Here is a 24524-nt window from a genome sequence, read left to right on the forward strand (position 1 = left end):
CCGAGTGAAAAATGCGATATCCACGCAAAGGCGTCATCCAGATCGCCGAAATAGCCAATGGCATCATGGATCCCCTCCTGTCGAAACGGGCGGGTATCAACACGGCGCTGCTCGGCTCGTGGGACGAGATCGCCGGTGAGGATTTTGCCGATTGCACGCGGCCGGAGAAAATCACCTGGCCGCGCCGCGACGAGGGGCCGGATCGCGGCGGTTATCAGCCGGGCGTGCTGACGATCGCCTGTGAAGGTGCGCGTGCTTTGTTTCTGACCCATGCGCAGGGCGAACTGATTGCCCGCATCAACGGTTTTTTCGGCTTTCCAGCGGTTCGCCAGATCAGGATCGTGCAGAAGCCGGTATCGCAGCCCGTTACCCGCAAACGAAAGCCGCCGCCGCTGCGCGGTGATGCGGCAAAACGCCTTGACGACATGATGGACGGTATCGAGAGCGAGGCGCTGCGCAAGGCGGTGGAAAGGCTCGGCACGGCGGTCATGCAGAAGAAGAAGCCGCAGGGCGGGACGATTTGATGTGAGCGCATTGTCCTTGACTGGTCACAATTCTTTGACAAGAAGAGTTCAAAACGCCGCTTGTGATGAACAGGCTGGCGCTATATCGGAATCAACGGACAATAGAGTCTATTACCAACAGGTGCTTTCATGCATTTTCCCGAACTGACCATTTCCCGTCGCGGCCTGCTTGGCGGCGTAGCTCTTGCGGCCGTTGCCGCAGCCCTGCCTTTCGCATTCACGCCGGGCATCGCCCAGGCGCAGGAATTGCCTGAATCCACCGGCGAGGTGGATATGGCTGCGGTGTTGAAGCCCGGCCCGCTGCCGGAAGCGGCGCTCGGCGATGCGAACGCCCCCGTCAAGATCGTCGAATACATGTCGATGACCTGCCCGCATTGCGCGAACTTCCACAACAAGACCTTTGACGAGATCAAGAAGAAATACATCGATACCGGCAAGCTCTATTTCGTTATCCGCGAATTCCCGTTCGATCCGCGTGCCGCTGCCGCCTTCATGCTGGCGCGTTGCGCTCCGGAAGGGCAGTATTTCCCGTTCGTTTCCATGCTCTTCAAGCAGCAGCAGAGCTGGGCGACAGCGCAGGACGCCCGTGCGGCCCTGCTGCAATTGTCGAAAATGGCCGGTTTCTCACAGGAGTCTTTCGAGGCCTGCTTGACGAACCAGAAACTTCTGGATGATGTGAACGCAACGATGCAACGCGGTGCGACGGAATTCGGCGTCAACTCCACGCCGACTTTCATCATCAACGGCAAGAAATACGCGGGAGACATGTCGGTTGAAACCATGTCAGCTGTCATCGACAAGCTGCTCTGATCGCCGGACCCATAAAGGAACGGGCGGCGGATACCTCCGTACGCCCGTTTTTTATTGCCGTCTTTCCGGCTGGAGCATGGCGGCATGAAGTTCAACAAGCTCCGCGTCGTCGGTTTCAAATCCTTCGTCGAACCCTCCGAATTCATCATCGAGCCGGGCCTGACCGGTGTCGTCGGCCCCAATGGCTGCGGCAAGTCCAATCTGGTGGAAGCGCTTCGCTGGGTGATGGGCGAAAACTCCTACAAGAACATGCGCGCATCCGGCATGGATGACGTCATCTTCTCCGGCTCCGGCAATCGTCCTGCCAGAAACACCGCCGAAGTCGGCCTTTATCTCGACAATTCCGACCGCACCGCGCCAGCCGCCTTCAACGATGCCGACGAGATTCAGGTGACGCGCCGCATCGAGCGCGAAAACGGCTCCGTTTACCGCATCAATGGCAAGGAAGCGCGCGCCAAGGATGTGCAGCTTCTGTTTGCCGACGCCTCCACCGGCGCGCGCTCGCCCTCCATGGTCGGGCAGGGGCGTATCGGCGAACTCATCAATGCCAAGCCGCAGGCCCGCCGCCAGCTTCTGGAAGAGGCGGCCGGCATTTCCGGCCTGCATTCCCGCCGCCACGAGGCGGAGTTGCGTCTGCGGGCAGCCGAGACCAATCTGGAGCGGCTGGAGGATGTGACCGTCCAGCTTGAAGGACAGATCGAAAGCCTGAAACGACAGGCGCGGCAGGCGAGCCGTTTCAAGATGCTGTCGGCGGATATCCGCGCCCGTGAGGCGACCCTTCTGCACATCCGCTGGGTGGAGGCAAAGGAAGCGGAAGGCGAGGGAGAAAGCGCGCTCAATCAGGCCACGAACATCGTCGCCGAAAAGGCGCAGGCGCAGATGGAAGCGGCAAAACAGCAGGGCATTGCCAGCCTGAAACTGCCGGAACTGCGCGAGGACGAGGCGCGTGTCGCCGCTGCCCTGCAACGCCTGCAAATCGCCCGCACCCAGCTGGATGACGAGGCGAACCGCCTGCTGCGCCGCCGCGATGAACTGGCGCGCCGTCTCTCGCAGCTTGGCGAGGACATCGTCCGCGAGGAACGGCTTGTCTCTGATAATGCCCAGATCCTTGCCCGGCTCGATGAGGAAGAGGCCGACCTTCTCGAAATCCTCGCCGATTCCGGCCGCCATGCCGAAGAAATGCGCGAAGTCTTCGAGGCCGCCGCCGCAAAGCTTACCGAAAGCGAAGCCATTTTCACCGCCATCACCGCCGAGCGCGCCGAGGCCGCCGCCGGGCGTCAGCAGCTGGAACGGGCGATCCGCGAGCTTTCCGACCGCAAACTCCGGCTGGAACGTCAATCACAGGAAGCGTCCTCCGAAATCGATGCCGTCGATGAAAAACTCTCCGGCCTTCCCGATCCGTCGGAGCGCCGGGAGGTTGTCGAGGCAGCCGAGATCGCGGTCGAGGACGCGCTGATCGTGGCGGAAGAAGCCGAAGCTGCCGTTGCCGCGGCGCGCTCCGCCGAAGCGCTGGCGCGCGGGCCGCTGGAGAGCGCAAGAAACCGGTTGAACGCGCTGGATACGGAAGCGCGCACCATCACCAAAATCCTCGCTTCCAGTGCCGTCGCCAATGGCAGTTTCACGCCTGTTGCGGAAGAAATGACGGTCGAGCGTGGTTTCGAGGCGGCACTTGGTGCAGCCCTTGGCGACGATCTCGAAAGTGCCCTCGATTCCGCCGCTCCCGCTTATTGGGCCGGCAATGGCGATGGTGCGGGCGACCCCGCCTTGCCGCAGGGCGTAAAGCCGCTGCTGGATTACGCGCAGGCGCCGGATGCTCTCCAACGAGCACTGGCCCAGATTGGCGTTGCAGCCGATACTGCGCAAGCTCTGCGCCTGATGCCATCGCTGAAAACCGGCCAGCGGCTGGTGACGCGGGAGGGTGCGTTGTTCCGCTGGGATGGCCACATCGCCAGCGCCGATGCGCCGGGAGCCGCAGCCCTTCGTCTTGCGCAAAAGAACCGCCTTGCCGAAATCGAGACGGAGCTGGAAGAGGCCCGTTTTGTCCTTGAGGAGGCCGAGGAACAGCTCTCCGTCAGAACCGATGATATCAGAAGTGCCGAATTGCGGCTTTCGGAGGTGCGTGACAGAAGCCGGCTGGTGACACGTCATCTTGCCGAAGCGCGCGAGGCTCTGACATCAGCCGAACGCGCCTCGGGCGATCTCCTGCGCCGCCGCGATATCGTCTCCGAAGCGCTGAACCAGATCGGCGCGCAGATCGACGAGATCGTCGGTCAGGAGGAAAACGCCCGCATCGAAATGGAAAATGCACCTGATCTTTCCGCGCTCGATCTCCGCCTGCGTGAAAGCCAGCTCGAAGTCGCCACCGATCGTGGCCTCTTGGCGGAAGCACGCGCCCGCCACGAGGGGGTGAGCCGCGAAGCGGAAAGCCGCCAGCGCAGGCTGCAAGCGATTGCGCAGGAGCGCTCCACTTGGGCATCGCGGGCGGCCAGTGCCGCCGATCATATCGCTACCCTGCGCGAACGCGAGGAAGAGGCGCGTGAGGAAATCGCCGAGCTGGACATAGCGCCGGAGGAATTCGACGAGAAACGCCGTAACCTGCTCACCGAGCTTCAGAAAACCGAAGAAGCCCGCCGTCAGTCCGCCGACCGGCTGGCAGAGGCGGAAAACCTGCAACGCACCGCCGACCGGGTGGCCGTGACGGCGCTTTCGGAGTTGGCCGAAGCCCGCGAAAAGCGCGGACGCGCCGAGGAACGTCTGGTTTCCGCCCGCGAAAAGCGGCAGGAAACCGAACATCGCATCCGCGAAACGCTGAATACCGAGCCGCATATGGCGCTGCGCCTGACCGGCCTTGGCCCCGACCAGCCGAAACCCGATATTCGCGATGTCGAGCGCGATCTCGACCGGTTGAAGATCGAGCGCGAGAGGCTTGGCGCCGTTAATCTGCGCGCGGAAGAAGAACAGGCGGAGCTTTCCGCCAAGCTCGCGGCCCTCATCAAGGAGCGCGACGATATCATCGACGCCGTGCGCAAGCTGCGCGCCGGCATCCAGAGCCTCAACCGCGAGGGACGCGAACGGCTCATCGCCGCCTTCGATGTGGTCAATTCGCAGTTCCAGCGGCTTTTCACCCATCTGTTCGGCGGCGGTACGGCGGAATTGCAGCTGATCGAATCCGACGATCCGCTGGAAGCCGGGTTGGAAATTCTCGCCCGTCCGCCGGGCAAGAAGCCGCAGACCATGACGCTGCTTTCGGGCGGCGAGCAGGCGCTGACCGCCATGGCGCTGATCTTTGCCGTCTTCCTCACCAACCCTGCGCCAATCTGCGTGCTGGACGAGGTGGACGCGCCGCTGGACGACCATAATGTCGAGCGTTATTGCAACCTGATGGATGAGATGGTGACCTCCACCGAAACGCGTTTCGTCATCATCACCCACAATCCCATCACCATGGCGCGCATGAACCGCCTCTTCGGCGTCACCATGGCCGAACAGGGCGTGTCGCAACTGGTATCGGTGGATTTGCAGACCGCCGAGCAATTGCGCGAAGCCGTCTGAGTTTCGCGTTCCCGACCGCCGCGAATTTATCTCCCCGCATCACCCATTCGGGTGGACGATCATGCGCAGGATTTTGCTATGTTTTTTCTGGAATGGATAAGGGTTCTCTCCAGACCCCACCATCCGGTTTCCTGTACCGGATGGAATGCCTTGCGAGGCTGCTGCCGCGGCCTCGCAAGGCTTTTTTATTGGTCTTGTGCCTCGCGTCCCTCATTCCTGTGCTTGTCACAGGAATCCAGCCGACACGCGTCTGCGTGGCGAGAAAGTCCTTTCAACCCAAAGACTTGGGTTGGCTAGATTCCTGTGACAAGCACAGGAATGAGGGAGTGCGGATGTGGCGCTTTGCTGTGGCGCGGCGCGTCCTTCTGGACAGATGGGCGTTAGCTTCCGGACACGAAAACATTGATCTCCACTCTTCAGCGCCTCGCACAAGTACTATCCAAGCCTGCCGATTTTCAGTTTGGTATCAGTTCCGGAAAGCGCCCAAGCGATCACCTGCAAACCGGCAATAAAGCGCTCTCGTGGGTCTTTAAGCGATTGGTCCCGGTCATGGAGATAAACCCAAACTGGCCACTCCAATAAGCTTTCGGGAGTGAGGTTAGGTTTTTCCTCTGTGGTGGGGCAACACTTTATGTCTGCCGTGAACCGTTCAGGCAGGTGGAGCGATAACGATAAGCTTGCGATCTTTTGTGTCGAGAAAGTCGCGTTTAGCTGGTGTGCAAATTCGTTGCGGATTTTGCGGATTATGTGAAGGTCGTGTCTAACTTCTTTTCCGTAAAGGCCAAGAAGATAGCCCATGTTAATGCAAGCTGAAAAAGTGGCTAGCGGCCCGCTACCCTGAGACACCTCGGTAAGCACTTTCGAATCTTGACGAAGGCAATTTCGAAGCGTTCGCCGCAAAATTTCGTCAACGAGCGCACCACCTACCACCGCCGCTACCCGGTCAGAGCCGCTATTGATTTCTGTGATAACGTCTATAACGTCCGGGATCCCCACCGATGACACGATCATAATTGCCCTTGCCATTTCATCTCCTTCGTTGACCTCAAATCTTGTTTCGTTTTTTGTGGTAAACTCGGTGGCTTAGCAGACACATGATTAATCAATCGGGGGCGAAGGCTGGAGGCGTAAGGCGCGCCGCACTGCCAGATGACGATAGCCTTACGTTCTTTCACATCAACAGACTTCAACTGACGGCGGACTTCGTTTTCATCAGCTGAATCGCTGTACCCTGTAGCGCGATTGTGGCGCGCTGCGGCCTTCTGGATACGAAAACTTAGAGGAGTGCGCGAATATGGCTCTTTTGATAACTAGGTCAGAGAGGCCGGAATTTCCTCATATTCAGTATTTGTAATAAGCCGAATACGGTCCGGTGCATATTTATTAGCACCGTCCAAGACTCTGGCTTCCAAAGCATCGAGGCAGGCGGAAGGCGATGTCCAATCGATATCGGCCAAAATAGCGGGGCCATATTCCCACCATTTCAGTTGCATCAATCGGGCAACCACCAATGTGTCGAAACGCATTCGGATAATTTTTGCGGGCGTACCGGCGACGATGGAATATGGCGGAACATCTTGCGAAACAACAGAGCGCGCAGCGATCACAGCTCCATCGCCGATTGTGACGCCACGGGAGATAAACACTCCATCCCCGATCCACACGTCACTACCAATGTTGATACGGCCAGCTCGCTTTTGGATGTCTGTTTTCAACTTGTTATTCGCAGCCGTCACCTGATCTTTGGTTATTCCAAACTCCGTCGAAAGCTCAGGCCATTGCTGGTCCCAATTTCCGGTCAGCAGTGAATGACTGGAGAGCATAGACGTACTGTGTTCGCTCGGCCCGGCGATCAGGCGAGGGCCAATCGAGCAAAACCGACCAATACTACCAATGTGTAATACCTGCGAGGCTGGACAGCCCAAATAGGTAAAGGCACCGATTTCCCTCGCATCAATTTGGCCTCCTCTAAACTGAATAAAGGTTTCCAAAATGATCGGATCACGTCGCCAGCCCAACCCAAACTTCGTACTCGCGACGCCTCCCATAAAGCTAATTTTGCGCGCTTGTAAGGTTGCCGCGATATCCATCTTTACTCCTTCAGGCTTTGGGCATTGGGCCGCTGTGGACGGCCAATGACCTAATGCCGTCCACTAACTCTATGCAGGTGTGATCGTACTGCCGTTCTGCATATCACCCCAGCTTGCGGTAGCTGAACCTCCGCGAGCGCGCATAAGAATACCGGTAGTTGAGTTCCACACGATCTTCCAGAGGAATTTGTTTTCGGTATTGATCTGGCTAGTCACACTAGCCAATTCTGTGGTGGTCGCGGTGGGAAAGAGAATACTCCCACCTGCGGGGAATGAGAGAATACCGCCGTTAGAGAGTTGAGCGAGAACCGTGTTGTTTTCGTTCGTGACGCGCCAACCTTGGTTCCGTCCGACCCTCGGTCCTGACCAGCTTGCAAATCGCTGTTCGTCACTATCGTCGTCGATGCAGATGGTGGGATTGAAAACGCCCGTTGCCGCGACGGTGTATCGACCGGGGAGAGCCACATCACGAGGCCGATGCGGCGTGGTGTCGACCGCAAACTTCCTATTGTTCTTGTAAAGAATTGGGCCTGCGCCAACAAAGGCAACATTCCTTGATCCTACGCTTCCGGGCAATTCGCTTCCATTTACTTTTACTGATTTGGATTCTCCGTAGACCATATCAAAAAATATTTCTTCGCAGTGTCCGAAGAAGTCACACACATCGTCCCATCCCATACGGCGACCACCAAAGAAATTTACCCGAGCCATTACCGCGCCAGCAATGTCGATGCATCCAGATGGGCTGGAGAATGGCGTCTGGATGATCGATGACGTAGCTAGGTGACCACTTTGGTGGCAAAGGGAACGGATATCGCAGTTCTGAAAAATAGTGTCGGCAAAGCCCCAGTTACTACCCACCGTGGCTTCAGGGCTACGGATCGATAACCCCCAGAAGCCTTGCAGTTTCCAGCCTGTCCAACGCTGGCTTTCTGCCGAGGGCACTATCCCGTCACCAATGTCATGGGACGAGACCAACAGCGCAGCTTTTCGCCAATGTCCATAAGACACCCCGTTCTCGCCGCCTGCCCAGTCGGCGTTCCGAGACCACACGCCGACATCCCAATCGTCGGATAGTCGGCCGTCGTTGCCCATGTACCCTAATAAACCGTCAAAGTTTGCATAAACGCCGATGTTATTAAATCTGCAGCCCTTGTCTAGAATTACCCCAGCCGAAAACGGCTGCGTATAATCGACGTTTCGGTATGTGTTGCCACGCGTACCACTATCAGCAAGATACGCTGCGCCCGCATCGGGATTAGGCACGGAGCGTGAGGTGGCACCTGCGATTGTATGCTCTTTAAGACCGCTTCCCGCCATAATGATCTTGGATGCGCTGTCGAAAATAAATCCACCGTCCGCAAGATTGAATTTTAGTGTCGGCGCGCTGTATCCGTCCCAAACAACACCTGGCTTCAATACAATTTTACGCGTTGCCACAAATGAACCAACTGTCAATTCACCCTTAACGCCTGAAGCTGCCATAGCTTCTAATGCAAGCGTGCTGTCGTTGTTACCTGACGGGTCAGGTTGCCCCGGTGCGTCAAGGATACAATATATATCACGCCCACGCTCTTGCATCGTTCGGAAGGTGCCACCGCTCCAGATAGCGGCTCCAATGCTATCATCCGCTCGATACCAAGAGCGTGAAGTTGTGCCAGCAGTCACGAAAGCCACAGACCTGCCGTTGTCATGATCGACGTAAATACCTCCTTTACCGTCACCAGCCACAACCCCTCCATTCACGCGAACAGTATTAATGCCAGCCGGTATTTCGAGTTCAGGCATACCGACAACTGTTCCGTAGATCGGCACGTTGCCTTGGCTGACGGCATCGGAGGCATAACCGGCCGCGATATCGCGAGCGGCTTCAGAACCCGCTTGTGCCAACTGCGCTCCATCTTCAGCCGCGATGGCTTCATCGCGGGCCGCATAAATTAGGCTCGCGATGGCTTCATCATTCGCGAGGCGGAACGTTTCTCCGGAAATCACACCATAGACAACAGACCCGCCATCAAGGCGCAGCACGTCCTCGCCGCTGTTCGTTTTGATAGCGAGTGCTGCTGCGCCATTGAAGCTGACAGTGGCTGCCTCTCCGACATAGTCCACGGCAATAGGGAGCAAGATTAGTGCGGCGGAAGATACCGGGCTGAGCGTTGTGGCCTTGATGGCAGCAGTAGTCCCTGTTCCGACATTTGAGGCGATGAGAAAGCTGTAGGGCAATGGCAGAGACCATTCCCAGCCAGCGCCATTCCAGCGATACATGCCATTCCTGCTGACGTCCGGATCGGCATAGACCCAAGGCGTAAACTCACCGTGGGCCGTGGCAGCGAGCGCGGCGTAGGTGGTGAACAGCTTTCCAGCATTGCCGCTGATCTGGAGCGGCCATGAGGATGCAAGTTGCAGTGCAAGGTCGCTTGTCGTCTGCACACCAGTAGAGCCGTCGCGGTTGACAATAACCTCATCCGAAACAGCGGTTTTGAGGGCGATATTGGTGGTTGATACGGGAGCGTTCATGATGTCCTCATCGAATGGTCACGGTGAACGGGCCGGAGATCGGACCGGCCACGCCGTCAGAATTTTGGGGTTCAAGCCAGAAGTAATGGACGCCCTGCGCAAGGCAGGTTGCGGTTTCGAGGTAGGCGAATACATCGTCCAGTGCGCCCGCGAAGGTGGCAGAAGCGTTGAGGTCGAAGGTGTTGTTGCCGCTGACAGCCTGCACCCGGTCGGAGAACATGCCGTTGGCGGTACGGGCCGAGCCGTTGACCGTGGTGCCGCCCGTCAGGCGAGGCGTGATGTTTCCGGCTGTCACGGTCGAGAGCGTGAAGCCGATCCGGTAATATGCTCCTGCCGTGGCCGCGAGTGGTTGCGTGACGGCGCTGGCGGTCCCGGCCGTCTTTGTGGCTTTGCCAGAATCAATCTCCCAGCCGGTGCCAAGCGTCCATGTGCCGGCACTGTCGAAACCGCCATTGGTGAGCAGGTTCTGCCGTGTCGTATCGCCCACCGGCACGGAAAAGCTGCGCGACGGTTCCACGGCGATCAGGCCGATAGCATCAGTGTCGCGGTTGAGAGAAGACGAGGTGGAGCGATAAAGCTGCACCCGCGTGACGGCGGTATCGTCGCTGGTGAGGAACTGGACGACTGCGCCGCCGAGCAACGCACCAATGGCGATGTCTTCTTCCGGCAGGCCACCGGGTATTTCCGCATCCTCTGCGCCAACGACAAAGGCCGTGACGGCTGTATACGGTCCCGGCTTTCCGGCGGCGGAAAAAGCCCGTGCCCGCATATGGACGCCAGTGCCGTTAGAATATGCCGTCAGCGAGCCGCCACCGTTTGCGGCCGGGATGATCAGCGTTGTCCAGACGGTCGTGCCGATCTGGCGATGATCGATCTCAAAGGATGCCGAGCCGACCGGGCCGGAGCCGGGTGAGATCAGATAGTCGATACGGTTCGCCACGCCGGTTCCCGTCACCCCGGATCGGATGGAGGTGAAGCGCGGCGCGGGCGGTATAAGGCCAGACTGGTCGATCTCGGTACCGGAACGCCCGGACCATGCCGGAATGTCTTCGGCATCCACCAGCTGGTCGATCACGGGAGCAGCGTCGATCAGGCGGAGATGGGACGAGAAATCCTCGCCTGCCTCGACGCCGGTGACGACAAGCGCGTAATCGACGGTGGACGCCTCCCCAAAATGTAGAAGATCACCGGCAAGCGGCATGCCGCCGTCGCCGTTGATGATCAGCGAGGCGCGTTCGCCCGCAACGGTCTGAACCGTGCGAACGACCGAAACGCCAATGGTGTCGGCTTCCGTGAGGCCGCTGCGGAAGCGGATGGCGTAGTTCTTGCCCGCTTCCATGGTGACGGTCTCATCGATCTCTATCAGTCGGCCGGACACGCTTTTGATACGGGCTGCGATCTGGACGCGATTGATGATGTCGCTCGACAGGTGGACGAGGTCGCCACGGGTCGCGACGCGGATCGGACCGTCCTGCGAGACCGTGTAAACGTCTGGCCGGTGCATCGCCTCGTACATGCGACGGCGCGCCTCACGATAGATTTCGTCAGGGCTGGTCTTGCCGGAAAGATCGAGCGTTTCGACCAGCAGCATATCCGCGCCCTCTTTTCCGGGCCACGGCACGATACGTTCCGCCGCCTTGTAGTCGTTGGTGGCGTCAAGGAACTGCACACGAAAACCGTCTGGCGGCTCGACATAGGAACGCGACACGCGCAGATCGTAGCTGTTGCGCGGGCTGACATGATCGACCAGCAGCTTGTCCGGCCGGTCGATAGTGACTGACCATTTGAGGCCATCATGACGCGGGCTGGCGCGGCCTGCGGCGGCGATCTCCGTTAGAAGATCGCGCAGCGTCGTGGACTTGTCCTCAATAGCACGGTCGTACTTGAGGCCCTTCAGACGGCAGAAGTCATGCCACTCTGCGAGTGCCTCCAGATCGATCGCCGAATCGGAAACGGCTTTCGGGTTGGCGGGAGACTGAAGCACATAGCGATAAAGTGCTGCCGGGTTACTGGTTTCCCGTTCGATCCATTGACCGGTCGTGTGTTCGTAATCGAGGCAAGGGCGCGAAACCAGCGCATTGAAATTGTCGAGCTGCCCGTTCAATTGATGAGTGGCTTTAACCCGCAGCGCCACCAGCGCCAGCGGATGCGGGAAGTTCAGCGGGTATTCCGGCCGGATGGTTTGCAGCGCCGCCCATGTGGTGCGCTGCTGGATTTTGGTGTCAGTCGTTTCAGGTGTCTCCATGGCGCAGCGAACCTGCCAGCGGCCACGCGTCGGAAAATCCCATGTGTGCTGACGGTAGAAGGCTTCCAGCTTGCGGGCGTTGACCTCAATTACCGTCACCTGCTGCCAGTTATCGCCGTCTATGGGCCGCTGGTCGATGCGTAAGCGCACAACATGGGCATTGGCCTTGCCCTCATCATTGTAGCGCAGGAGACCGGCAGGCCATGCGAGGATGACGCTGGCCCCGGAGGCATCGCCACCCGTGGTTCTAACGACTGGCTCTTCTTCAGCGGCGCTGCCTTCAATGATTTCACCGAGATCGTTGCGCGGGAACGGCTTGAGCAGTTCCGCACCGATGGTTTCTTCCACGACCTGGCGCGGGAAAAGGGAAAGCGGCGCTTCGCCGGGACGGCCATAACGCGGGTGCAGCTCCACCTCATCATATTCGGAAATATCGGTGTCACCGATGCGGAAACCGGACAGAGATAACGGGCCATAGCCAAAGCAGAACAGGCAGACGAGATACTGCCAGTCACCGACGATTTCAGTATAGGTGTAGGCACCGAAGGGCGGCGCATAGCGAACCGTTCCGAGAACGAGAGGGACCGCGCCATCAGGTTCCAGCCGGTTGCGCCAGCCGGTCAGGGTGTAGCGGTTTTCCGCTTCCAGCGTTTCCTGCTTGGGTGGCGGTATCAGCGCGTTGATCAGCAGATTGCCGATGATGCTCACACCAAGGCCGATGAGACCAGAAGCGAGGGCAAAACCGGTAGTGCCAGCGGCGAAGCCGAGACCAGCAGCCCAAAATTGGCCGAGTGCGACTGCGGCGATAGACACCACTATCTGGAGAATGGATTTCAGGGCATTCTTGCCCGGCAGAAGCCGAATGACGACGCGCACGCCCTCACGCGGGCGAACGGTGCGCCAGTGGTCGGCCGGGACGATAATCGAGCCACGCTCGCTGACCAGCGCCACCCGGCAGAATCGGAAGTCGGCAGGCTGCAATTCCGGAAGTGCTGCTTTGACGATATCGGCAAGAGTGCTGCCAACGGCCATGAACATGTCAATACGACCGGCTGCGGGGTCGATCATAGGCGCTGCGAGAACGGGAATGACGCCGTTTTGAACCGTCATCAAAGCCCCCTCGAAATGAGTTCGACGTGGCGGTATGTGCCGGTCAGCCGATGGCCCCACGCGCCCGATCGGTAGCTTTCGACCTTCGAACAATCGCCTTCGACCATGTGGATCATCAGGCCGTGGTGGACGACGATACCGACATGCGTGTCCAGACGGCCACGGCGGAAGACGGAGATATCGAACGCGACAGCCGTGCCGGTGACCGGGAGCCAGAGCGGAGAAGAGGTTGCACCGGAAACCAGCGCAGCGATTTCGCCGTGCTCCTCGACGGAGGCATAGCCAAGGTACTGCGGCAGATTGATGCCGAGTTCTTCACGGTAGATGGTGCAGGCCAAGCCCCAGCAATCGCATCCATCGCGGTCGCGGCCGAACTCGCGATACGGCAGGCCAACAAAACGGTCGCTCCAATGGTCTAATGTCGCTCTGGAATTTCTAACGTTCATCTGTGCATCCCCGGAAACGTGCGCGCCGACATCCGGCCACCGGGAACCAGTTCCAGCTCGATTTCCTCGCGGGTAATGGTGAGGGAGATTTCCCCGGCATCGATGTCGGATGAAACAATGTTGAGGTCGGTGTATTCGGCCTCAACCAGATTGGGAGACGACGCCAGCACCACGGCCATGTGGATTGTTGCGGGTGTCGTGAAGGAGCGCACCACATTGACCATCTCCTGATCCAGATTTTCGAGGATCAGCGTTGCGGCCGCTGGAGCGTCTTCCTGATCGGACGGCAGAAGTGTCGAGGCGACCACCCACAGGAAGGGTTCCGTGATCGGGTTCGCGCCGCGCCACGTCGAACGGGTGCCGTAATAGAGAGGATCGGATGAAAGGCGTTCGGTATTGTCGGTGGAAAGCCGGATCGGCTTCACCAGCTCGGGATGCTCGATCTCAAACAGGGCGACATAGATTTCCGATGTTGCCTGCGCATCCTGCGCCATGCGGGCGTTGAAACTGATCCGTCTCATGGCATCACCTCGACAGAAAACGATTTGCGAAACTCTGTTCCCTGCACGGTCTCTGTCGGCAGGTTTGCGCCGAAGGTGACGAGCCAGCGCCGGGCCAGAACGATAGGATGGCCGTCGCTGGTCATCAGCGGCGCGCCGTCACTGGTTCCAAGTGCCCAGCCTTCCGTGGTCGGATCGGGCATCCAGAACAACAGCGATCCTTCCTTCGTGTCGTGATGGAAAAAGCGGTCGAACAGCTCTTTCTGGTTCCGGTCGAGAACGATAGACATCGAAACCGTTTTTGATGCGGACGAAAAACGGCGGCGATAGCTTGTCGGACCAGCATCGGAACGGCGCTTCAGGCGGGCATCCTGCGGGACGGACTGCCATGTGTTGCGCTCCGGACGCGGCAGTGCGGGAGGCCAGACGAGGACTACCATCGGCGCACCGCCTGACGCTTCACACCGAACTCACCCTGAATGGCGCGATTGGCAGGATTGCCGGGCTGGCGTATAGCTGCCGCCATCTGCCGGCCGATGGTGATTACCGGCTGACGATTGCCGTGCTGGTCGGTTTGCTCCTCGTACTGGACTTCCGACGAACCATAATTGTTGATGATGGGCGCGTTGCGACCGCTGGACAGCGCGTTAGAATTCGCACCCACGGCGGACGGATAAACGGAACCGCTGGTGTATCCGCCTGTCTCGTACCCGCGCAGCAAGCCCTTGTGCATCGCGTCCAATCTGGGAACGCCGATTTTCTGAACGGCCTTTTTCGAGAATACGAATTCGTCGGCGTGAACCACACCAGCGATGTCTTTCGTCTCGCCCGGACCGGTCCAACCACCAATATCGAAAAGACCGCCACCACCCGATGCAATTGCTGCGGCAGTCTGAGGTGAGGCCTTCAGGATCGACTGATTGAGACCGCCACCGAACAGGCCGCCGAATAGCTTGCTGAAGAAACCGCCGATACCGCCACCGCCGCCCGCTGAAGGCGCGGACGGGAATAGGCCCGACAGGTTTTTCCCGAACTGGTCGAACCCGGCCCCCAAAGAGCCGAGACCCTGCGTGGCGGTTCCAGAGGCTCCAGCAAGGCTGCCAAGGGCTTCTGTGGCGCGACGCGCCTGAATATCGGTTGCGTTGACCCATCCGGTTCCGACGCTGTTTTTGGTGTTGCCGGACAGCATTTCAAGCTGGAGCTGCCCGCCGGTCATACGGCTCTGGCCGGTTGCAAAGCCGACATGGCCTCCGGACTGACTGGCGGAAAGACCGCGAGACTGGACCAGCACGTCACCACGCAGAATTTTCGACGGATCGACCGCGCTACCCCAGTTCATAAAGGAGTTGGCAGTCAGCGAACCGCTGCCATCAACCCCGATCTGTTTGAGGGCAGAGTTGACGAACCCGGCGCACCATGCGGTTTGTGCCGCATCGATATTGACGCCGCCCTTACTGAGAAATGAATTGATGTCGAGGCGATTGGCGGTTTCGCTCGATCCGACCAGCGAGGAGGCAAGATCGACGGCCGTGCCGGTCGATGTGACCGAACCCGCAACATTGCTATTGGCAGCTCCCAAAAGGCCGGACGATGCGCCGCCAAGGCCGCCGACGACACTGCCGTTGATCATGACGGTTGCGGCGCTGACGGACATGCTGCCAACCGACTGGCCCATAGCCCCGCTCACGAGGGCGGCAGGGTCCGAACTCTTGTTGCCGAACAGACCGGAAATCAAGCCGCCAAGCCCGCCCACGTCCGACATCGTGGCATTGTCTGTACCAAGCAGCGCATTCTTGATCGGGTTCTTGATCGCCAGCTCGGAAAACATGCCGGTGATGTCTTTGGCAACGCTTTCCAGCGCGCCTCCGAAATCACCGTCGATCAGCTTGTCGATACCACCGTCGATAGCGCCTTCAGCGGCCGAGCGAACCGTATCCCATGCTTCAGCCTGCTTTTCGATTTCGCGGGTAAGCCTGGCTTGCTCCTGCGCGACTTCGCGGATTTGACCGGCCTCGCGGCTGGAGGTGGAAAGCCCCATGCTGCGGATTTTCTGCTCGGCATCGAGCATGGCAATGGCGCGCCCGCGAACTGCCTCGTTTTCCCCGATCAGGGCTTTTTCCAGACGAAGTTGTTCCAGCTTGTCGGTCTGGCCGCGCATATATTCCATGACGGATGCGCGTTTTTCCTCTTCTGCCAGAGCCGCATAGCCGCCCTTCAGGTCAGAAACGGTTTTATTGAGACGCTCTTTTTCTGCACCTTCTGCCGCAGCGGCGGCAGCGATCAACGGGCGGAGTGTAACCTCCTCCTGGAGCATGCGGTTTGCGTCGCTGGCTGTAATCGCGCCAGACGCCACCAGTGAATTGAGGCGCTGGCGCGTTTCGATTTCCGACTTCATGTCGGATGACTGCGACGACGCTGCGGCAATCGTTTCTTCGATCACGCGATTACGGGCGCGGGCGACCTCAGCCGCAAGTGTCTCGGTTGAGATTTCCTGCTCCGCTAATTGCAAGCGAGTGCGCCGGGCCTCCAGCTCTGCACGCAGAAGAGGGTTGCGCTCGTTAGAAATCTGGATGTCGAGCCGGTCCAACTCTGCCGATCGCTGTTGCCGGTTGATCAGCGCATCGAGCGCACGGGTCTTTGCCTCGATAGCGGCGTGGTTTTGGCCAGCATCAATGGTTTTAATGTCATCGGCGCTTCGTAATGTCGTTATTTCCTCGCGAAGGCGCTGTATCTCCCGATTTCTGGAATTTGCTGGCGAGGCTTCATAGAGCGAGACGGCGGCAGTGCTTCTTCTGATTTCCTCCGATTTCCGGTTTCTCTCTTCAGTCGCCGCATCCTGACGACGCTTTTCTTCCCGAAGCTGTTCCAGCCGCGCGGGGCTGACGAGGTCCGCCGTTGTGAAAGGATTGAGCAGATCGCGAAAACCGAAACCGGAGGAAAGCCGCTTCTGCGCTGCCTCAGCCTCTGCGAGCTGCTCGTCCAGCGTCGGGCCTGAAATGCGGCGATCAAGAAAGCTGCCGACATTATCAAAAGCGTTGCTGGCGTTTCGAGCGACAAATTCCCAAGCGCGGCCGAGCGCGGTTGTCGCCTCGCTGGCGTTGGCGAGCTGATCCGGCAGCGCCTTCAGCAGAACGGCCTGCGCTTCCGACTGGCGGTTTTGCGCGGCAAGGTTCGATGCACGACGGGCGGTTGCCGCGTCGATCAGGCCGTATTTCTGGAACAGCGTGTCTGCCGCCTTGGCAGGATCGGCAAACATTTCTGCAAGCATTGCCCCGGCTTCAGCCGTGGTGATGCCCATGGTCGCCCCGAAATCCTTGGAAACAGAAATCAGGCTTTCGAAGTTCTCCGAACCGATGCGGCCAGTGCGCAGGAATTGCGCCTCCATGGAGCGGGCAGACGATACCGAAATCCCGGCAGCAGCTGCGCCCGCCTGCGCTGCGGCCTCCATCTCGGCACGGCTTCCGGCAACAGCACGACCAAGACCGGAGGCGGCGGTCTCGACTTCTTTCGTGGACTGAAGGTAGCCGCCATAGGCAATTGCACCCGTGGCGACGACTGCGGCCAGACCGGCAATCCCAACCGTCAACGGAGTGATGGCACGGGCCGCGCCACCGGCAATAGTACGGAAATCCTTCAGAGCTTCATTGGCGCCACCCTGACCGGCATATAGCTGCGCAATCTGCGGGCCTTGCTGCGCGATGATCATCGGGATGGGCATGCCGCTAAAGAGACCCTGACCAACGTCGAATGCCTGATAGCCGAGAACCTGCCGACGGTTGCGGTCACGGCGGGCGTTATCGTTCGCTGGCGGTTGCTCTGGCGGCGCAGGCGGGACCGGTGGCGCGGGCGGCGGGGATTGTGGTTCCCTCAGCGGGTTGCGACGCGGTCTGCGCGCCGCCGGCGTTGGCGACGACGGGGAAACTGCACCGGATGCCTCCAAGGCATCCTGTCGGGCCTTTGCTTCAGCTTGTGTCAGCGCGTTCGTTGCATCGGTGTTTTTGCGGGCAGCTTCCGTGTCGCGGTTCATCGCGGCCGCTTCCCGGTCGAAGGCAGCGGCGGTTTTCGTGACCTCGTTTCCTAACGCGGCAACATCATTGCGAAGATCGTTCGTGGCGTTTTTCGCAGCGGCGGCCTGCGCCCGGAAGATCAGTTCGAATTCCATTTGCCTGTTCATGCGCTTGCACCTTTCAGAACAGACAGCGCCTCAAGCTCCATGACCTGAAGATCAGCGAAGGCAGCGTTAGAGAATTCATAGCGGCGCATAACGACATCGACCGCCACGTAATCGAAGCCGAGCCACAGGAGCTTTGCGGCACCCGCAATCATCCGCCACTGCGTTTCGCAGGCCAGAAATGCGGTCACACTTTCCCAATTGGGCGCAAACACCTTGAATGCCTCGTCTTCTGCTGGGGTGATTTCGGAGGGGTCGATTTCCATGCCCATCCGCTCGAATTGTCCCGCCACGTCTTCATCAAGACTGGTCTCGGCGGCGGGATCGGCGCGGCCGAGCTGGGCATAAGCCCAAGCCCGCGCCGCCGCTTTCAGTTTCCCAATCGGGCTTCTTCGCCGTTCAGGCTTTCGGTATAGGCACGGTAGACGCCACTGCGGAACCAACCGATCTCCAGCGCCTTGCCTATATTGTCGGGCGTGAAGGCAACCGCGCCGCCATCCGCATCAACAACGTCATCCCAGTTCTTGCAAACGGCCTTAAGCTGCTGGGCCTCATGCGCATCACGCTCACGCTGCGTCTTCAGGGTGACGTAGACTTCCTGTGCGGCAATCGCCTCTTCGCGGGGCTGCGGCTCAAACTGCACTTTCAGGGTGCGTTCAAGGATTTTGCCCGGTTCGTCGGGATGCGGGGCGCGGATGATGACAGGCCACCAGTAGCTGTATGTGTCTGCAAGAACGAATTTCATAGCGGGTCTACTCCTGAAGGTGTTCGGGGCTTGGAAGGGCAGTCGGCGTCAGCGGAAGGTGATTTTCAGTTCATCCAGACCGTTGACCGTGCAGAGATCGAGTGGCAGCGAATAGTTCAAGATGCCGTCCGTCTGGCCCTGTGTCGGCTCACCCACCTCGACGGCCGGAGCGGTGATCTCGACAATGTTTCCGGCGACGGTTCCGTGGGTGATGGAAAGCGCGCCGCTTTCCCGCGTCAGCGCCTTGTTGAACCAGTCAACTGTCGCAAGGGAGCGCGCTTCGACAACCGCCGTGCCGGTGGAGGAACGGTCGGAAATAATGACCTTTTCATCACCGATCAGGAAACGCGGCGTCAGCGTGTTACCGACATCGAGGGACAGGCTTTCAGCAACGGACGGCCAGCCATGCAGCGACATCTGGGTGTTTGCCTTGCTGACGTGGACCGGCTTTGCCCAGCCTGCTTTGCTGATCGCTGGCATGGCGGCGATATCGGTGATCGTGCCGAGCATGCCGACAATGGTGGTGCGCCATTTCGGGTAGTTTTTCGGCTGGTAGTTCGGTGCGAAATTCACCTTCGCGCCAACGAAGATGTGCTGCACCTTGTCGGAGATGAAGTAGATCGTGACCGTCTCCGAATTCTCTTCGATGATGGTGTAATCGACCTTCACACCGGCGGTGATGGTCTCGGCAAAATTGGTGGCGCGAAGGAGAGAGCCGTATTTCGGTGGCGTCCCGGCAACGCCCGAGCCAGCGAGTTCAAGATCACCTTCGAGGCGGCCATAAATACCGGCGAGGATGACGCCCTGATTGCCGAGATAGGGAAGCAGCAAATCGCGGGAAACCCGCTCACCTGTCAGCGGTGTAAACGTCACGTTCGACATGATGATTGCATCGGCTGCTACCGGCTCGGCGTCTTCGCCCTGCGCGGTTTCGATTTTCGACAGAATGCCGAGCTTGCGGAAAAAACGTACATCGTCAGACATTGCGGCCTCGTTTTTGGGGAGCGGCCTTTTCGACCGTTTTCGGGGTTTCGGTTTCGGAAGCGGCGGCGGGAGCCTCTGCGGCCGCACCTGTTACTTTCGTAAGCTCGCCGGTCTCGGGGTCGCGGACATACTGCCCGCCGCTGGTCGGCTGGTTCATGGAGTGTCCTTGTCTGTGAGGTATCGGGATGTTTCCCAGATGCCGACGAAGATCGTCACGCCGTTGGGCATGGGGGTGGGTTCAGTCCCGACCAGCGAGCAAGGGTCGCTTGCATCGGTCGGTTCCCAGCCGGTCAGGGCATCTTCAATCTCGCCCTTGAACCGGTCGAATTCTTCAGCGCGCATCCTGCCGGTATTGTCGCTGTGATAGCGCAGGATGGTTGCGACGAGGAAGCGCACCTGCACGAGCTGGCGGTGGCCGGTTGCCAGTCGGTTCGGGCTGGCCTTCTCAGGCTGCGGAACAACGAATGTCGTGGTGCTGGCACGCTGGACGCCTTTGGCGACAACGTCTAGGTCTTCGGCAAATTCCACGCTTGCAAGCGAAGGAGCCGTGGCCTTCAGGCGCTCGATAATGCTTACAAACATTTCCAGCCCCTCAAACCGCGTGCGTCGAAAACTTCATCCGGCGCGGAAAACATGACGGTGCCAGCGCTGGATGCAGGTGTTTCAGCACCGCTGACGGGAAGGGAAATCAAACCTTTTGCGACACGCTCAAGCGAGGCAAGCGCCTTTTCGTAGTCCTTCAGCACGTAGTCAGGCGGCCCCTGATAATGCAGGCGGTGGCGCGCAATATCGATTGCCCATGTGCGGACGAGATCGGGAACGGGTGAAAGAGGAAGGGCGTATTTCGTGCCGACATAGCCGTTCACCAGATTGTCGGCATGTTCTAACGCCTCAGTAATCACAACGGGATCGATTTCGCCGTCACGGTCGCGGTCGGCAATCTGCCGGATTTCATCCTCACCGGCGCGGGCAATCAGATCGTCAAGCGTGGCATAGGTCACGGGCGGCACCAGAGCGTTAGAAAAATGGGGTGGAAACGAGCGGGGCGGATGTGGTGGCCACCCCGCTCGAAAGGTCCGGCTTGCTAGGCTTCGGAACGGACCTTATTTCTTGGCGGCGGCGGGTTTCGGCGTGGTCGCCGCCTTCTCGGTAAGCTTCGCCAGTTCGGCCTGCGCCGTGGTCAGCTTGCCGTCCGCGTCGGTTCTGGCCTGCTTCTCGGCCGCCAGCTCGGTTTCGAAACCCGCAACCTTCTGGCGTTCGGCCGTCAGCTCTTTTCTGCTGTCATAGAGATCAGAAAGCGCCTTTTCCCACGCGGACTTGTGTTCTTCCGTCTCTTTCGTCAGGTCGAAGAGCTTATTTTCGAGCGTGGCAACTTCGAGCAGGTTTTCTGCCTTCATCACCTCGATCCGACCTGCGGCGGCATCTTCGACAGCCTGCTGGAAATCGCTTTCCAATGCCGTGTCCGACATGTCGAGCGCCCGCGAAAGCTGCTCGGCAAGCGCCGGATCGAGAACGCCGGAGGCGGCGAGCTGAAGTGCCAGCGTCGAAGAGACGCTGACGGTTTTCCCTGCCGGTTCACGAATACCGTTGACCTTGGCAGGGCCGGTCAGGGTAACGTCGATTTTCGTATCGTTCATCGGATCACCCTTTTATGCCGGCGGTGCGCCAGCGTCCTTGAAGAGGAAGCCGCCTTCAGCCCCGACGAGGATCGGGCGGCGCTCGACCTTGACCGGGTAAATCCACGAGTCGGTGGTGTTCTCGAAGTACGGCTGGTTCACCTGCGGATAACCACGAAGCTCGTAGGTGTAGGCGTAGGACGGCACTTGGAAATTGTCGCCCGCCTCCGGCACGTAGGCCAGAATGGCGTCATCGCCCCAGACATCGTTCGCCAGCGCGTTGTCGTCGGAGGTTTCCGGCAGATAGATCGCCGCACCGACAACGACTTTCTTGACCTCGAAGTAGGCAGCCAGCATGTCGAGGCTGATGCTGTCTTTCGACGTATATTTGAACTGCTCTTTGATCTTCGGATGGTTGGAAAGAGCATTCTTTGCGGTGGGGCCGAGAACGAGCGTATTGGGATAGCGCCCGATAGACTGGCGGATGACTTCCTTGGCTGCGTCGAAATCCGCCTTGGGATTGCTGTCGTCGCTTTTCCAGCGATCCGTTCCCGTCAGCGCGAGCTTATGGTTGTTGTCATAGTTCGCCGTGTTGCGGGCCAGACCTGATGCCTCAATCTCAAGGTTGAGATCGACGGCATCCAGCGACATGTTGATGGCACCCGCAGCCAGATCGATACCCGGAACGCTTTCGGCTTCTTCCTGATGTTCGACCGGCACGACGCCTTCAAGCGCGTCCTGGGCGAGTGAAACAGGGTCGGACGCGTAGCCGTACTGGATGCGCTTTTTGTTGGCGCCGGGAGCGCGGCGGGTATTGAGAGCGCGGAAGGCTTCCTTGCCGAACTTGATGACGCGCATCGAACGGTTCGGGATCGTAACGCGGGGAAACAGCTCCTGTGAAATGAAGGTGCTGTTGCGGTAGCCGCGAGCATGGGTGGAAAGGATCGGATCGACGACAGCCGCCGTTTTATTGTTCAAGCTCATGAAAAGCGGTCCTTATCGAACGAGGATGGAAACGAATTCGTTGTCGGCGGCGGCCGTGAGTGCCTCCGAAAAGACGTTGACGGCGTCGGGCGGAGCCACCTTCACACCACCGGCCGCAGCGGAAATCAGCTTCGCGCCCTTCGTGATGACACCACGGGCACGAACGCGGGCGACACCGATGGCGAGAACGGACACGTCCATGCCGATCTCAGTCGCCGGGTTTTTGGCAACGCCCTTCACCGGCTGATCGTCGGTCGTGATCTTGGCGTCGTTGAAGTCCACCAGATCGAACGCGTCGAAAGTGGTGGTCGCTGTTGCCGTCAGCGACAGAACGTCTTGGAAAAACTGCATGTGCGGAAACCCTTCAGGTCAGGAAACAGCCTTCACGGCATCGAGATACGCCGTGCCGGGGTGAGATTTCTGGTAGGCTTTCGCCTTGTTGTGGGTGTCGAGCTGGTCACGGTCCACGGCCTGACCATCCGCCGCGAACGACGCGTCACCTTCACTGCCGAGAGCGGGCAGATCGTCAGCGCCGAACGAAACGACCTTCGGCTGAGCGGTCAGAACATCACGGATCGCCTGAAGGACCGGAACGTCCGTTTCGCCTTCAGAGAAGGAAACGGGAGTGTCAGCGCCGGACAGCGCGTTGAGGATTGAAACGACCTTGTCTTTCGATACCGGCAACAGCTTGCCGCCTGTCACCAGCGTTTCCGCAAAGGCAACGTTGTCGGCGTTGGCGATTTCCCGTTCGCGCTTCTTCAGATTTTCGGCACGGGTATTGAGTTCAGCTTCGCGAGCCGCGAAAGCCGGATCGGAATGTGTCACGGGCGGTTCCTTGGGTTTGGGTGTGGTCGGGATGGAAAAGGATGGCTGGCGAACCGGCTTCTCGATCTCCATCGCCTGAAGCCATTCGATGCTGTAGGAAGGCAAAGCCTTATCGGCGGCCTCCATTCCGAATTTCTCGATGAAGAAATCACGCAGGCTGCGCAGCAAAGATGCAGTTTCCTCGAAACCGCGTTCGCCAAAATCAGCCGTCACCTCGACCGTGTCGCTGGCGTCGGAGAACTGGACGTTCTTCAACCCGGACACGGAAGGGGCAGCACCGCCAAGAAAACCGACGTGCTTTGGATACCATGTGCCCGGAACCGGGTTCGCTGCACCGTCAGGGCGGTGGAACGACAACGACACCTTTTTGTAGGTGCCGTTTTTGACAGCGTGGGCAAAGGCCGGGGCGATCTCACCGACATTCGCATAAAGGCGGTCGGCAGTGGCGTCATACTCGAAACTCTGCGCCCAGCCGAATGCGGGGGCGTCTGTCTTCGGATGACCGACGACGACCGGCGCAGGGGCCGTGGCGTAATCGTAAGCGTCAGCCATTGCCTTCAGATCGGCTGCGGAAAAGGAAAGCTGCTGGCCATTCATCGGAATGAATGTGCCGCTGCGAAAAACCTCGATACGGGCGGTAATGGGCTTGGCGTCTGCCATGTGAACCTTCCAGTGCGATAACTGAAAGGCACAATGCGCTGTTGGGCGCGATGATTAGAAAGGCAGTTAGTTCCGTCCCGACGACAGGGAGCGGCAAAATCCAAAATGCGCTATCTTGCGCCACCATTCAAGGTGGATACACATCCGTAAGGCGACACATGGACCGGGATGCGGTCATATTCGATTTCTAACGCGCCTCTAACGCTAGGCAAAGTCAAAATCGGTATATCCGCCGCCCAATGGTCCGCGAAACGCCTCAGCGGGCGTTTTTGTCAGACCCTCATTCCGACGACAACCACTCTTCTGCCATCCGTCCGATTTCGCGCTCGTCATCGTTTGAGACGCCAACTTGCGGCCGAGCCGGGACGGTCACTTTATGATTGCGTCCGGCCTGCCCGCCGAAATGCAAGAGTGCAGCCTGTATCTTGGACGTGCCGATCCGCACGTCTTCGTCACTTGCGACGTAATTGTACGAACCCCGCAACGCGCCGGTGACGCGCAGGATCGTCAAAGGGCTGTTTCCGTATTTGCGCTGGCGCAGCTCGCGCGTCACTTGCGATAGGGCGCGCCATCGCTGCCCATCCGGGCCGCGCTCATTGTCGAAGTTGTCACCGACAGAATTCAGCAGCAGTTCGCCCACGTTTTTGTAGAAGCCACGCGGGTTGTCCATGCGTTCGACAAGCTCAACTAGCCGCAGCCGCGCCGCCTCGTCATCCAACGTTACCTGAAAACTGACACCGCTCAT

The 24524-nt window shown here is 59.3% G+C and carries 22 protein-coding genes; 3 read left to right on the top strand and 19 right to left on the bottom strand.

The genetic code is table 11. The features are described 5' to 3' along the window. Nucleotides 1-11 precede the first annotated feature (11 nt). The 3 genes from RS75_RS12990 (at nucleotide 12) to RS75_RS13000 (ending at nucleotide 4886) form a co-directional block, all read left to right on the top strand. On the top strand, nucleotides 12-524 hold the full coding sequence (locus RS75_RS12990) for a DUF721 domain-containing protein (RefSeq protein WP_045021055.1): 513 nt from the start codon (nucleotides 12-14) through the stop codon (nucleotides 522-524). Nucleotides 525-653: 129 nt separating this feature from the next. Beyond that, the gene (locus RS75_RS12995) at nucleotides 654-1334 is read left to right on the top strand and encodes a DsbA family protein (RefSeq protein WP_045021057.1); all 681 of its coding nucleotides are present in this window, start codon (nucleotides 654-656) and stop codon (nucleotides 1332-1334) included. Between the two features lie 84 nt (nucleotides 1335-1418). Next, on the top strand, nucleotides 1419-4886 hold the full coding sequence (locus RS75_RS13000) for a chromosome segregation SMC family protein (RefSeq protein ID WP_045021058.1): 3468 nt from the start codon (nucleotides 1419-1421) through the stop codon (nucleotides 4884-4886). A gap of 435 nt (nucleotides 4887-5321) precedes the next feature. Here the strand turns inward: RS75_RS13000 and RS75_RS25105 are convergent, their stop codons facing one another. The 19 genes from RS75_RS25105 to RS75_RS13090 form a co-directional block, all read right to left on the bottom strand. Next, the gene (locus tag RS75_RS25105; protein WP_052679680.1) at nucleotides 5322-5912 is read right to left on the bottom strand and encodes a hypothetical protein; all 591 of its coding nucleotides are present in this window, start codon (nucleotides 5910-5912) and stop codon (nucleotides 5322-5324) included. 284 nt (nucleotides 5913-6196) lie between these two features. Beyond that, entirely contained in the window at nucleotides 6197-6976 is a 780-nt protein-coding gene (locus tag RS75_RS13010; protein ID WP_045021059.1) for a CatB-related O-acetyltransferase, read from the bottom strand. A gap of 69 nt (nucleotides 6977-7045) precedes the next feature. Beyond that, nucleotides 7046-9493, bottom strand: coding sequence for a hypothetical protein (locus tag RS75_RS13015; RefSeq protein ID WP_045021060.1), 2448 nt, complete (start codon nucleotides 9491-9493; stop codon nucleotides 7046-7048). 7 nt (nucleotides 9494-9500) lie between these two features. Continuing rightward, nucleotides 9501-12848 carry a host specificity factor TipJ family phage tail protein gene (locus RS75_RS13020; protein ID WP_200893634.1) on the bottom strand — a complete coding sequence of 1116 codons (3348 nt, stop codon included), beginning with the start codon at nucleotides 12846-12848 and terminating at the stop codon, nucleotides 9501-9503. Further along, a complete protein-coding gene (locus tag RS75_RS13025) occupies nucleotides 12848-13294 on the bottom strand; it encodes an NlpC/P60 family protein (protein WP_045021061.1) in 447 nt (148 codons plus the stop codon). The genes RS75_RS13020 and RS75_RS13025 overlap by 1 nt, the downstream gene beginning before the upstream one ends. Next, a complete protein-coding gene (locus RS75_RS13030; protein ID WP_045021062.1) occupies nucleotides 13291-13815 on the bottom strand; it encodes a hypothetical protein in 525 nt (174 codons plus the stop codon). Before RS75_RS13030 ends, RS75_RS13025 begins: the two co-directional genes overlap by 4 nt. After that, complete coding sequence (locus RS75_RS13035; RefSeq protein ID WP_045021063.1) at nucleotides 13812-14234, bottom strand: hypothetical protein; 423 nt, start codon at nucleotides 14232-14234, stop codon at nucleotides 13812-13814. Before RS75_RS13035 ends, RS75_RS13030 begins: the two co-directional genes overlap by 4 nt. Then, a complete protein-coding gene (locus RS75_RS13040; RefSeq protein WP_045021064.1) occupies nucleotides 14228-17968 on the bottom strand; it encodes a phage tail length tape measure family protein in 3741 nt (1246 codons plus the stop codon). Before RS75_RS13040 ends, RS75_RS13035 begins: the two co-directional genes overlap by 7 nt. Continuing rightward, nucleotides 17965-18231 carry a DUF1799 domain-containing protein gene (locus RS75_RS13045; protein WP_160297186.1) on the bottom strand — a complete coding sequence of 89 codons (267 nt, stop codon included), beginning with the start codon at nucleotides 18229-18231 and terminating at the stop codon, nucleotides 17965-17967. Before RS75_RS13045 ends, RS75_RS13040 begins: the two co-directional genes overlap by 4 nt. A gap of 104 nt (nucleotides 18232-18335) precedes the next feature. After that, a complete protein-coding gene (locus RS75_RS13050; RefSeq protein WP_045021065.1) occupies nucleotides 18336-18710 on the bottom strand; it encodes a hypothetical protein in 375 nt (124 codons plus the stop codon). A gap of 48 nt (nucleotides 18711-18758) precedes the next feature. Beyond that, the gene (locus RS75_RS13055) at nucleotides 18759-19694 is read right to left on the bottom strand and encodes a phage tail tube protein (protein WP_045021066.1); all 936 of its coding nucleotides are present in this window, start codon (nucleotides 19692-19694) and stop codon (nucleotides 18759-18761) included. Then, nucleotides 19687-19851, bottom strand: coding sequence for a hypothetical protein (locus RS75_RS26645; protein ID WP_160297187.1), 165 nt, complete (start codon nucleotides 19849-19851; stop codon nucleotides 19687-19689). Before RS75_RS26645 ends, RS75_RS13055 begins: the two co-directional genes overlap by 8 nt. Beyond that, on the bottom strand, nucleotides 19848-20276 hold the full coding sequence (locus tag RS75_RS13060) for a phage tail terminator protein (protein ID WP_045021067.1): 429 nt from the start codon (nucleotides 20274-20276) through the stop codon (nucleotides 19848-19850). The genes RS75_RS26645 and RS75_RS13060 overlap by 4 nt, the downstream gene beginning before the upstream one ends. Further along, nucleotides 20267-20695: a gp436 family protein gene (locus tag RS75_RS13065; RefSeq protein WP_045021188.1), complete on the bottom strand. Its 429-nt coding sequence runs from the start codon at nucleotides 20693-20695 to the stop codon at nucleotides 20267-20269. The genes RS75_RS13060 and RS75_RS13065 overlap by 10 nt, the downstream gene beginning before the upstream one ends. Nucleotides 20696-20797: 102 nt before the next feature. Next, a complete protein-coding gene (locus RS75_RS13070) occupies nucleotides 20798-21331 on the bottom strand; it encodes a hypothetical protein (protein ID WP_045021068.1) in 534 nt (177 codons plus the stop codon). 12 nt (nucleotides 21332-21343) lie between these two features. Further along, entirely contained in the window at nucleotides 21344-22294 is a 951-nt protein-coding gene (locus tag RS75_RS13075) for a major capsid protein (RefSeq protein WP_045021070.1), read from the bottom strand. A 12-nt stretch (nucleotides 22295-22306) separates the two neighbouring features. Further along, nucleotides 22307-22645, bottom strand: coding sequence for a capsid cement protein (locus RS75_RS13080; protein ID WP_045021073.1), 339 nt, complete (start codon nucleotides 22643-22645; stop codon nucleotides 22307-22309). An 18-nt stretch (nucleotides 22646-22663) separates the two neighbouring features. Next, nucleotides 22664-23779: a hypothetical protein gene (locus RS75_RS13085; RefSeq protein ID WP_045021074.1), complete on the bottom strand. Its 1116-nt coding sequence runs from the start codon at nucleotides 23777-23779 to the stop codon at nucleotides 22664-22666. Between the two features lie 280 nt (nucleotides 23780-24059). Then, entirely contained in the window at nucleotides 24060-24524 is a 465-nt protein-coding gene (locus RS75_RS13090) for a phage virion morphogenesis protein (protein ID WP_045021076.1), read from the bottom strand.

The sequence above is a fragment of the Rhizobium nepotum 39/7 genome (assembly GCF_000949865.1).
GTDB classification, from domain to species: Bacteria; Pseudomonadota; Alphaproteobacteria; order Rhizobiales; family Rhizobiaceae; genus Agrobacterium; species Agrobacterium nepotum.